This window comes from Alteribacter keqinensis, assembly GCF_003710255.1.
Classification (GTDB): domain Bacteria; phylum Bacillota; class Bacilli; order Bacillales; family Salisediminibacteriaceae; genus Alteribacter; species Alteribacter keqinensis.
Genome location: NZ_RHIB01000002.1, coordinates 368,599 through 380,661, shown reverse-complemented (window position 1 = coordinate 380,661; position 12,063 = coordinate 368,599). Strand labels below are relative to the sequence as shown.

The 12,063-nt window shown below is 49.3% G+C and carries 6 protein-coding genes; 5 read left to right on the top strand and 1 reads right to left on the bottom strand.

Annotated elements, in window-relative coordinates; genetic code table 11:
* The first annotated feature begins 42 nt into the window (after positions 1-42).
* The 5 genes from EBO34_RS13280 to EBO34_RS13260 all read left to right on the top strand — a co-directional run bounded on the left by EBO34_RS13280 (position 43) and on the right by EBO34_RS13260 (position 8,417).
* Entirely contained in the window at positions 43-924 is an 882-nt protein-coding gene (locus tag EBO34_RS13280) for a carbohydrate ABC transporter permease (protein ID WP_122899332.1), read from the top strand.
* 11 nt (positions 925-935) lie between these two features.
* Entirely contained in the window at positions 936-1,751 is an 816-nt protein-coding gene (locus tag EBO34_RS13275; protein ID WP_236784661.1) for a carbohydrate ABC transporter permease, read from the top strand.
* A 37-nt stretch (positions 1,752-1,788) separates the two neighbouring features.
* Entirely contained in the window at positions 1,789-3,972 is a 2,184-nt protein-coding gene (locus EBO34_RS13270) for a glycoside hydrolase family 3 N-terminal domain-containing protein (RefSeq protein ID WP_122899330.1), read from the top strand.
* 42 nt (positions 3,973-4,014) lie between these two features.
* Positions 4,015-7,359, top strand: coding sequence for a GH36-type glycosyl hydrolase domain-containing protein (locus EBO34_RS13265; protein WP_122899328.1), 3,345 nt, complete (start codon positions 4,015-4,017; stop codon positions 7,357-7,359).
* Positions 7,360-7,433: 74 nt separating this feature from the next.
* The gene (locus EBO34_RS13260; RefSeq protein ID WP_122899326.1) at positions 7,434-8,417 is read left to right on the top strand and encodes a LacI family DNA-binding transcriptional regulator; all 984 of its coding nucleotides are present in this window, start codon (positions 7,434-7,436) and stop codon (positions 8,415-8,417) included.
* 674 nt (positions 8,418-9,091) lie between these two features.
* On the opposite strand, the gene EBO34_RS13255 is transcribed toward EBO34_RS13260, so the two are convergent.
* The gene (locus EBO34_RS13255; RefSeq protein WP_183163875.1) at positions 9,092-11,812 is read right to left on the bottom strand and encodes a phospholipase D-like domain-containing protein; all 2,721 of its coding nucleotides are present in this window, start codon (positions 11,810-11,812) and stop codon (positions 9,092-9,094) included.
* Positions 11,813-12,063 lie beyond the last annotated feature (251 nt).

The following is a 12,063-nucleotide window of genomic DNA, read 5'->3' as shown; positions in this document are numbered from 1 at the left end:
CTCTCTTCTTTTAACGATCATTTGTACGAGGAGGAAAGGTATGTGAATCATAAAAACGCCCTCACACCATGGCTGTTTATCGGGCCTGCCGTACTGCTGCTGATTGCATTTTCACTGCTTCCGATTCTGGTAAGCCTTCTGATCAGCTTTACGGATATGAACCTGATTGGTCTAAGAAACTGGGACGTAATCAGCTTCGTTGGCTTTGAGAATTTCATTGCCCTGTTCCAGGATTCCCTGTTTCACAGGTCGATTGTTAACACACTCGTGTATGTCAGTATTGGTGTTCCATTAGTCATTGTCTGCTCTCTCAGTGTCGCACTTCTTCTAAATTATATGACGAACAAGCTGTTTACATTTTTCAGGGTGCTCTTTTATGTGCCTTCCATCACAAATATCGTCGCGATTGCGGTTGTCTGGGGCTTTCTCTACAACATGGACGTGGGACTGTTTAACTTTATCCTGAACAGCCTCGGCTTAGGAAAGGTTCCGTGGCTTGAACACCCATTCATCGCAAAAATCTCGCTGATCATCCTGGCAGTCTGGAAAGGGATCGGGATTAACATGCTGATTTATCTTGCCGCTCTCCAGTCAATTCCGAGGTCATACTATGAAGCGGCGGATATGGACGGGGCGAATAAATTCCAGAAGCTACGTTACATTACGATTCCTTCGTTAAGCTATGCGACCTTTTTCGTAACCGTAACAACGCTTATCGGCTGGCTTCAGTTCTTCGAGGAACCGTTTGTCATGACAGGCGGGGGACCTCTTGACGGCACGATGTCAATGGCCCTGTTTATTTACGAAAGTGGTTTCCAGTATAACGACTTCGGTTACGCAGCGGCGGCGTCCTTAATCCTGTTCGTCTTTATTATTGTCGCTACGTTAATTCAGTTTACGTTTAATAAATCGAAAGAGAATTGAGGTGAACCCTGTTGAAAAACAGATTTGAAAAGTTTTTCGTCACATCCGTTTTAGTAGTTGGTGGATTTCTTGTTTCGATCCCGTTTATATGGATGATTCTGAGTTCATTTAAATCGGAAAGGGAAGCGCGCACGATGCCGCCCACATTCTGGCCGCAGGAGTTCACCTTTGAGCACTATATCAATCTCTTTCAGAATCTGAACTTCGGCACGTACTTTATGAACACCATGATCATCGTCCTTTTTGCCATGCTCGGCTTACTGTTTAACACGATGGCGGGCTATGGGTTTGCGAAGTTCAAGTTTAAAGGAAGAGAAGTGGTGTTTCTCTGTGTTCTCGCAACGATGATGATTCCGGCCCAGGTTTCCATGATTCCGGTTTATCTGCTTTTAAACCAGATGGGGCTTACCAATACGATGGCAGGGATTATCCTGCCCGGGCTGATTGCCGCCTTTAACATCTTTTTGATCCGGCAGTTTATGACGACGATCCCGAATGATTTAATCGAATCTGCCCGTATTGACGGGGCAAAGGAATTCCGGATTTTCTTTCAGATTATCATTCCATTATCTAAGCCGATTATTGCGGTACAGGCGATTCTTACGTTTGTCGGTGCCTGGAACAGCTTTCTCTGGCCGCTCATCGTGGCAAATGATCAGGCACTGTATACCCTTTCCGTTGGTCTCGCACTGCTTCAGGGCCAGCATTCAAGCAGTTTTGCCCTGCAGATGGCAGGTGCGACAGTGATGGTCCTTCCTGTGCTGTTCTTGTTCCTGTTCGTACAGCGGTATATTGTTGAAGGCTTTAATACGACTGGGATTAAGTAAGTGAAAACGAGTTTGCATATTCAGGAGGACAGACGTTATGAATGAAACGAAATTACACGATCTGATAGAGAAGATGACCCTTGAAGAGAAAGCGGCCCAGATGTCGCAGGTGGTTTCTTCCTTTATTCACAAAGGAAGCAGCGACGAGAAAATAACCGGACCGTTTGCAGGAATGGAAGTGGCCAATGAAGATATGACCGGAAGCGGATCCGTCCTCGGGGCAACAGGAGCAGACAATCTCCGCACGATTCAGAAGGCATACCTGGAGCGAAGCCGCCTGGGAATCCCCCTTCTGTTTATGGCGGATGTGATTCACGGCTATAAAACCGTGTTTCCTGTTCCTCTGGCCCTCGGGTGCACGTGGGACCCGAAGGCTGTGGAGGAAAGTGCCGCAATCGCCGCTAAAGAGTCCGCAGCTGCGGGACTTCATGTTACGTTTTCACCGATGGTTGATCTTGTACGGGATCCGCGCTGGGGCCGGGTGATGGAGTCAACAGGTGAGGATCCGTATTTAAATGGCGTGCTGGCCCGTGCCCTCGTACGCGGTTATCAGGGAGACGATCTAAAGAATGATCAGTCTAAGCTTGCAGCCTGTGTGAAACACTTTGCCGCATACGGGGCTCCGGAAGGCGGAAGGGACTATAACACCGTCGACATGTCCCGGCGCCAGCTGATGGAGTACTATCTGCCGGCCTATGAAGCTGCCCTGGATGAAGGGGCTGAATTGGTGATGACGGCTTTTAACACGGTGGAAGGCATACCGGCTACAAGTAACAAGTGGCTTATGAGAGACCTGCTACGAAAGGAAATGGGCTTTGACGGCGTCCTCATATCGGACTGGGGCGCCGTTCAGGAAGCGATTCCCCACGGAGTGGCAGCCGATAACCGTGATGCGGCGCTTAAAGCCGTGACGGCGGGGTTGGATATCGAAATGATGACCCCCTGTTATGTGCAGCATTTAAAGACACTTGTGGAGGAAAACGTCATCTCGGAGGCCCTGCTCGATGAAGCGGTTCTCCGGATTCTGAAGCTGAAAAATAAGCTCGGTCTGTTTGAAAATCCGTACCGCGGAGCAGACACGGAACTGGAAGAAACAGTGATGCTCTCGGAGACCCACCGCAAAGCGGCCCGGGAAACGGCGGCCAAGTCCTGTGTCCTTCTGAAAAATGAAGGCGTGCTGCCGTTAAGGAAGAGCCAGAACGTGGCGCTGATCGGCCCGTTTGCCGAAAGCACGGATCTCATGGGTCCGTGGTCCATTTTCGGAGAAGAGAAGGATGTCGTTTCTGTCAGAACAGGAATGACCGAAAAGCTCGACACCGAGCCGGCAGTTGAAAAGGGCTGTGACATCGAAGCAGTCTTACCTGAACAGCTCGAGGCAGCCGTTGAAGCAGCAAAGCAGGCCGAGGTGGTTGTTCTGGCCCTCGGAGAGCATTCCGAGATGAGCGGCGAGGCAGGGAGCAGAACCAATATAAAACTGCCTGACGCCCAGCTTCAGCTGGTTGCAGAAGTCAAGAAGCTCGGTAAACCCCTTGTGACCGTTCTCTTCAACGGACGTCCCCTCGATTTGCACGGCGTGGTTGATGAATCGAACGCTGTTCTTGAGGCTTGGTATCCGGGCACAGAAGCAGGGCATGCCGTGGCTGATCTCCTGTTCGGTGACACGAACCCTTCCGGAAAACTGACCATGTCCTTTCCCCACAACGTTGGGCAGGTGCCGGTTTACTACAATTCGTTTAATACAGGACGGCCGAAGGATCAGATTGATCCCGAGGACCGGTTTGCCTCCAAGTATCTAGACGCACCGAACGGTCCGTTATTTCCATTCGGTTTCGGCCTGAGCTACACCACTTTTACCTACTCAAGCCTTGCCCTTTCCTCGGAAGTCATGGAGGAAAACGGAACGATCCGTGTTTCTGTTAATGTACAGAACACAGGAGCGGTGGCCGGTGAGGAAACTGTCCAGATGTACGTCCGCGACCTTGTCGGGGAAGTGGTCCGCCCTGTTAAAGAGCTGAAGGGCTTTAGTAAAATTCATCTGGAGCCTGGTGAAACAAAGCAGGTGGTGTTCGAGGTGGATGAAGAAAGCCTGAAATACCACCACAGTGATTTGACCTATACGTGCGATGCGGGGGAGTTTATCGTCAGTGTCGGGCCCGACAGCAGGAATACAGAGGAAGGTCGTTTTTCCTACAGTCCCGCCGGGAGATCTGGACAGGAGTAGGAGAACACCGCAACAGAGCTTATGGCGAGGAGAGATTCTTTGATGAAAATAGAAACAAGACCAATCAATGATCACGAGATTACATCCGGGGATTTGACATATATGTTTTTACCGACAGGGGATCTTTATGAGATCCGTTCAGGGCAGGCTATGATCAACCAATGGAACAGTAATACGATTGACGGCTCTCTGAATAACCTGTATCTGCGGGTTCATTCCGGGGGAGGGATTCAGTGGAGCCCGATGCTCGGCGTGAAATCCCCGTCGAGTGTTTCTTTCGGGGACGAAGCGGTGGAGTGGAAGGGAAGCTTTGAAAATGTATCGTACGTCGTCACTTTTTCACCTGACCCGACAGGCACCTGGTTCTGGAAGGTGGACCTGGAAGGGGACGGAGCGGAAGTGGATGTGGTGTACGGACAGGATCTCGGGCTCGGCGCAAAGGCCATGGTCCGGACCAATGAAGCGTACGCCTCCCAGTATATCGACCATAAGCCGTTCGACACGGAAGATAAGGGCTTTGTGATCGCCAGCAGGCAGAATCAGCCGCAGCCAGGCGGAAATCCGTATGTGCAGCAGGGCTGCCTTACGGGTGCGGACGGCTATGTAACGGACGGCTTTCAGTTTTTCGGCCTGTCCTATAAAGAAACAGACGAGCCTGAGCTGTTAAAGAGCGAGGCGTTTCCAAATGAAAACTACCAGTATGAATTTGCCTACACCGGACTGAAAGCCGTCCGGGAACCCCTAAACGGAAGCCGCACCACAGTCTTTTACGGGCTGTTTAAAGACAACCACCCGGAACCTGTGAAGAAGCTGGAATTTCAGGATCAGCTGCAGGCCGCCTGGGAGCGTGTGGAGAACAAAACGTACGGGTTAACTGAGGGTGAGACAGGCCCGGTACAGACACGGACCGGGGAAAGCCTCCAAACGTTTCCTCTGACGTCAGAGGAGGTAGACGCTCTTTTTCCTGAAAAGCGATTTGAAGAGAAAATGGGAGACGAACTGGGGGCCTTTTTCACGCCGACACAGGAGCATGTTGTTTTTCCTGCAAAAGAACGTAACGTGGAGCGCCCCCACGGACACATTCTGATGACAGCTGATCACGGCGATCCGGATCAGGAAATGATTACCACGACGGCCTACATGACCGGGATCTTCAACGCCCAGATTGCTGTAGGGAATACGTCACTTAATAAACTGATGACCAACCCACGCAACGCCTTGAATATACCGAAAACGTCCGGCCAGCGCATTTACATTGAAAAAGACGGCAGATACTGCCTGCTCACGATGCCGTCCCTGTTTGAGATGGGCTTTAACTACGCCCGCTGGTACTACAAAACAGAGGATGACCTGATCGTTGTGACGAATTTCACCTCGGTCCGTGATGCGGAAGTAACGCTGCACATTGAATCGAAGCAGCAAAAGCCGTACCGGTTCCTCGTGACGAACCAGCTGTCGATGGCCCCAAACGAATACGAAGTACCTTTTTATATTGAGGAAAAAGACGGGACTTACGTTGTGACGGCTGATGGAAATGCCCCAAGCCGGGAGGTTCACCCGGAACTGAGCTACAGGTTCTCGTTCAGTGTTCCGTCTGAAATGGCGGACGAAAAGGCGTTAGTGGACGGCCTGGTTCACGGAACAGCGTCCTTAATCGCCTTTGAACTGGAAGAAGCAGCCGAGTGGCGTCTGACGATTGCCGGCAGCTTAACCGGGGAATTTGACTTTGGCTCTGATAAGGTGTTTCAGCAGGAGAAGGAAAGCTACCGCCAGTACGCTAAGGAGCTGATGAACGGGTTCAAGCTCGAGCATCACGGAGGAATGGCTGAAGACGTGGAAAAGCTTAATACGCTCGCTTGGTGGTATACCCATAACATGCTTGTCCATTACGCGGTGCCGCACGGGCTGGAGCAGTATACGGCAGCGGCATGGGGCACAAGGGATGTGTGCCAGGGACCTGCGGAATATTTCCTCGCCATGCAGAAATACGACCGGGTAAAAGACATTATCAAAACCGTTTATGCCCACCAGTATGAGGATACAGGCAACTGGCCGCAGTGGTTTATGTTCGATGAGTATACGAAAGTCCAGCAGGAGGAAAGCCACGGGGACATTATCGTCTGGCCGCTGAAACTGCTGGCTGATTATCTGAAGATAACCGGTGATACGGCGATACTGCAAGAGGAACTGCCTTACACTGACAGAAGCAACAAGACGTTTACCGAGCATCAGCCTTCTTTACTTGCGCACGTGAACAAACAAATTGACTATATTAAGGCGAACTTCCTTCACGATACGTTCCTGTCTTCCTACGGTGACGGAGACTGGGATGACACATTGCAGCCGGCGAACCAGGAGCTCAAGCAGTATATGGTGAGCAGTTGGACCGTGGCGTTAACATACCAATCGTTAACGCGCCTCGGTGAAATGCTCGAGGAAGCGGCTCCGGAAGAAGCTGCCGAAGTGAAGCGCCTGTCTGAAGGGGTTAAACGGGATTATCAGAAGTTCCTCCGTGACGATAAAGTGATCTCAGGGTTTTTATATTTTGCGGACAAGGAAAACCCTGAAAAAATGGTTCATCCTTCCGACAGCAAAACCGGAATCGAATACCGGCTTCTGCCGATGACCCGCAGCATGATCAGTGAGCTGTTTGATGAAGAGGAAATGAAAGAGCATTACGAGCTGATCCGAAAACATCTTTATTTTCCCGACGGGGTGCGGCTCATGAACAAGCCTGCCCGCTATGACGGTGGTGTGAGCAAGCACTTTAAACGTGCCGAGCAGGCGGCGAACTTCGGCAGGGAGATAGGCCTGCAGTATGTGCACGCCCACATCCGGTTTATCGAAGCGATGGCGAAAATCGGCAAAGGTAAAGTGGCGTGGGAAGCGCTGAAGGTGATTAACCCGGTGGGAATCGGCGATGCGGTGCCGAATGCCGAAATGCGTCAGAGCAATGCCTACTTCAGTAGCTCCGACGGTAAGTTCAACACCCGCTACGAAGCGGCTGAGAAATTTGACCAGCTAAAGAGCGGCCAGGTTAAAGTGAAAGGCGGCTGGCGCATCTATTCCAGCGGACCGGGAATCTATCTGAATCAGCTGGTGTCGAATGTACTCGGTGTCCGGGAAGAAGGGGACATGGTTATTTTCGATCCGGTACTGGATGCAGGGCTGGACGGTCTCACGTTTGAGTTTGCAGTCGGGGGGCGTCCGGTTACGATTCGGTACCGTCTTTCAGGTGAAGAAAACGCGAGCGGCGGCAGAGTGACCGTCAACGGGGAAGAGGTACCATCCGGTGTGCTCTCCAACCGGTACCGAAACAGCGGGGTAAAAATCAGTAAAACCCACATCCATTCGGATGAAAAAAATGAAATAGACGTTTTTGTGTAGTAAATTAGTTGTAAGGTGCCGGCTTGCCTCAGGTGAAGCCGGCCGGCAGCTACATAGAGAAAGGGGGGGAATCCATGCCTACAATTAAAGATGTTGCGAAACGGGCGGGAGTGGCAGTGTCAACGGCTTCCTACGCATTGAGCGGAAATAAGAAAATAAAGGGTTCAACGAGAGAGAAAGTCCTGGCAGCAGCAAAAGAGCTGAATTACAGAAAAAACGGCCTGGCTATGGATTTAAAAAAGAATAAAACGAAAACGATCGCATTGATTTTAAGCGACCTTACAGGTCCTTTCTATTCCGAACTGATCAGAGGCGTCCAGGAGCTCGTGCTGGAAAAAGGGTATGACCTGATCGTCTGCAGCTCCTACGGGGACGAAAGCTCAACGGCTGTTAAATTTCTGCGGGAAACCCGGACAGATGGGGTCATCCTGCTTGCGCACAATATCGAAAACAGTTTCATCCAGGGGTCGGCACGTGAAGGATTCCCCATCATAGTGCTGGACCGGTACGTCACCGGTGACCCTAATATTATCAGCATTAATGTAAACAACGTGAACGGCGGGTACAAGGCCACGGATTATCTGATCAGGAACGGGAAAAAATCGGTGGCGTTTATCAGCGGTCCGTCGAATTCTGCAGACAGCAACGATCGTTATAAAGGGTACTTAAACGCGTTAAAGGACCATGGGCAGACGCCTTTGTCAAAGTGGATTTTGAACGGAAACTTTACACAGGAGGGCGGCTATCAGGCGACGAAAATGCTGATTCATCAGGGTGAAATGCCCGAATCGATCTTCTTTGCCAACGATGAAATGGCCATCGGCGGGCTGGAAGCCTTGAAAGAGAGTGAGATCAGGGTGCCTGGTGATATCTCCATTATCGGGTTTGACGACATCCAGCTTGCCCCATACCTTTCACCGCCATTAACCACGATGCGCCAGCCCAAATACGAAATCGGAAAGCTCGCCTCCCACGTCATCTTTCAGGTGTTGGAAAGGGTTCAGGTGAAGGAAAGCTACTCGTTTGATACCGAGCTGGTCGAGAGGTCGTCGTGTTAGGTTTTATCGGTGCCTGTCACCACCCGAACTTTGTCGAAATCGTAGTCTTTTATTCAAATATTTAATCCTTTCAGTTCTAATACTGGCCAGATAGAAAGGTAGAAGATCATATGACTTCACAAATTAATCCTTTGCTGATCGACCTAAATGGTTTCAGATACAGGTGAATTTCAAGGATATGGCGGTTGATGTGGCGTTTAAAAGTTAAACGGTGCATGGTAGTGGAGTTGAGAGGGTTTGACATAAGGGGAGCATCTTTTTTGCGTGTGCGGGGGACGACGGTTCGTGAGTGACCTATTATAAGCCGAAGTATAATATAAAACAGTTTCAATACTGCCCCGTCCGGCACTTATGTGCCGGGCGGGTTTTTGTTTAGTGTAGAAAGCGCCATAAGTGGTCGGCCAAGCGCGCCCTCTTCCGACATCTTTACATAGATCACTTTATGGTGGAGGTGTAACTGGAAGAAAAATGGATTCGGATCTGGTTATCTTAACATAAATCGGTCATAAATTAATATTCAGCCGGTAAATCTTGATACAAAACAGGCATATCTTTACACAAAACCTCATTATCACCGCTCGGTGACCCGGTTGGCTGCTGCACGAAATTAAAAGCCCAGCACGAGTGGGATTTCGTGCTGGGCGGAGCCATTTTCAGGCTCTAACGGTCATGTTTTATTCTTCTATCCAAAATTCATCAATATTGACTCTGCTTCCCTCTAAACCATCTGCCACGATTCTAAAACGAACATCTGCTTCCGTGTCTACAACGACTCTATGGCGTTCGAGTTCGGAATTGCTTATGATTGCTTCCCCGGCATCGTTCCACGTTTCGCCTTGATCGGTGGACTGTTGAAGCAGTATTTCCGCTCCGGTGTCAGAACCGAAATTTGCGTGATAGAAGCTGACGGCGTGGGCACCTGGAACATCGAATTCCATACTGGCATGCCCGTTAGCGCGGATGCGCAGAGAGCGGTCATCAATTTTTTTGTCACTCTGATGAGTGCCGATCAGAGCATTATCGAGATGCCAAAGGCCTGATGAAAGCTCGACATCAGCAGCCGCATAACTGCCTTTTGCGGCCCCTTCATATCCCTCCGCCAGAACAGGTTCTGTAATGCCTCCTTCTACATATGAGATGTGATCGATATTTACGCGGGTTCCTTCTTCTCCGCTTACGATAAAGCGAAGCCTCACATTCTCCGACTCATTTACATCAATCCGCTCTTTTTCCAGACTCCTCTGCGATGGTAGGGTAGTCACATTCGTCCAGCTGCTTCCATGATCAACGGACTTTTGAACGGTTATGGTTCCCCCTTCATCAGATCCATACAGTCCGTGGTAGAAGCTGAGGGATGCCACACCTTCAATATCTTCCTGCATTTCGATCATTCCGTCTGCTCGTACTCTCGCAGACTGACTGCCAAGCTTTTTATCGTTGGACAGGGTACCAAGCAAAGCATTATCAAACAGCCATGCACCGGAAGAAAGTGTCACTTCATCAGCGCTGTATGTTTCCTTCACACCGGATTCAAAGTCCTCATATGCCACGCCAATAACCTGATCTCCGCCGGCCCAGTCGTATTCAAATACTTCCTTGTAAAAGTCAGCCACGTCCTGGTTCTCAATAATGACACCGGCTTCACGGTTATTTTTTCCGCTGTTTTTTGACCAGTTGATACTGGATACAAGAACCCGGTCATCAGCAATGACACCTTTATTGTGAAGAATGGCCAATCCGATGGCCTCGGTATCTATGAGTTGAGCTTCTATATCGATTCCTTCTTGTTCAGCAATAGTATGGAGGTATTCAATGGTACGTGTATTATCCCTTGGATTATCAGGATCCAGCCAGGCATCCCCAAGGCTTACGCGAACGGTGGCACCTGCCCGCGCTGCATCAATGACAGCCTCCATATAGATATTCGGGTGAGAGTCTGATGAATCTTCCAGCCCTCCCCAGAACTTGTGGGAATACATCTGACTTACATAAACGTAGTCTTCAGCATCTTTAATCATACCCAGTATCGAATCTTCCTGCTTAAAGCTTGTATCAGGTGCGATGACCGGGGTGATTTTAAAGTCTCCTGTAATGGCTTTACTTTCAAATGGGGATGGATAAGAGCCAGTTGGCACATCATAGTCCGGTTCAAATCCAGCAGGCGGATTGCCGTATCTTTCATGGGACGGGTCATGGGCAAACACATCCGGATACAAGTCGTCCCAGTCTTCTTCAAACACATCCTGAAAATAGCCTGCTACATCAGCGTCTTCAATAACGACTCCGTAGCCGCGGTTACCGCTTGAGTTATCGACAGGCGTTCCTGTTTTTTTGAAGTTTTCACTTTGTACAAAGACAATTTCGTCATCAATAATGCCGTACTTTGAATGGTCCCAGCGGTAGCGCTTGTGTTGATCGTTGTCACGGCCCATGACGATATAACGCACTTCTCCTCCTGCATCATGGAGCTGCTGGGAGACCCATCTGGAATCGTCCTGGAGGCCCCCAACCGGTCCGCCGTCAAAGTGGGCCCGCACTTCAACCCCTCTCTCAATAGCGTCAACCAGGATTTCTGTCAAATACGGGCTGTGCATTTCATATACGCTCAATTCAATGGAATGTTGGGCGTTTGAAAATAAATCTTCGAGAACGCTGAATGTAGAATCGGGTGATGTATAAGGCCTGACAATCCCTTCTACGTCAAACGTCTCAAGGTCCAAATCAGACTGGGCTTGTTTGTATGTTCGCAGATCAGCGGTTTCTGCCAGTGGGTTTCCTTTTAAGCTGTCCCAATCCGAACGGCTGTCCGTATCAATCCAGGCACCTGTTCGTTCAACCTGGTTTCGTCTTAATACATCTCCGGAACTGCCGCGTGCAGCCGGGTCACCCGTCCAGCCGATCTCTTCATAGTCAGAGCTTCCATAAACGACCACATCAATGATTTCCCCGCTGCCGTCCTTTAAAAATACTTCGTCCCCTCCATTGGCAAAGCGCGGATTGGCGCCTGCCATATTAGGTACAGAAGGGTCTGTGTTTTCGGAAAACTCAAATTGTGGAGTAATGCCGCTTAAAATGTTTTGTTCAATGATGATGTTGGCTTCCCGAACAATATAAAAGGTTTCTCCGCCTTCCATGATTGTCCCTTGCGGAAAGACCGCTTTCGTTCCGTCATCGCCAATCTGCCATCCTGAAATATCAACGTTATTTGATAAGGGATTGGTGATGGCCACATATTCATCCGGTTCAAAAGACATGTGCGTATCATAATAGACTTCGGTAATGATAATGTTGTCAGCTTCGGCAGCGACACTGGAAAAAGAAGAGGTAGTAAAGGTAGGAGTGAGAAGAAGAAAGACGAGTAAAATTATTTTAACTTTTACATTGATACCATTCATTAGAATTTCCCCCATGTAAGTAGTTGTCCATATGTAAGGTGAGCAGAGCAGTCAATCCCCCTTTTCCTGTTATTTACTTTCAATTTAACACCTTTTATGAATCCTCTTTATTATAATCGTAACAATGTAACGTTTCATGATTTTTATGTTAAAGCTCCGTTACATTTGGTCGGGTCAGCTGGAATTGAATTAATTCACGTTGAAAAGTTTGTATAGAAAAACAACATGTTCCAACATAATAGAAAGGTGTA

What these genes read in the sequence shown, in the direction of transcription:
- EBO34_RS13265 (WP_122899328.1), top strand. Translation starts at nt 4,015, where the DNA reads ATGAAAATAGAAACAAGACCAATCAATGATCACGAGATTACATCCGGG.
- EBO34_RS13255 (WP_183163875.1), bottom strand. Translation starts at nt 11,812, where the DNA reads ATGAATGGTATCAATGTAAAAGTTAAAATAATTTTACTCGTCTTTCTT.
- EBO34_RS13270 (WP_122899330.1), top strand. Translation starts at nt 1,789, where the DNA reads ATGAATGAAACGAAATTACACGATCTGATAGAGAAGATGACCCTTGAA.
- EBO34_RS13260 (WP_122899326.1), top strand. Translation starts at nt 7,434, where the DNA reads ATGCCTACAATTAAAGATGTTGCGAAACGGGCGGGAGTGGCAGTGTCA.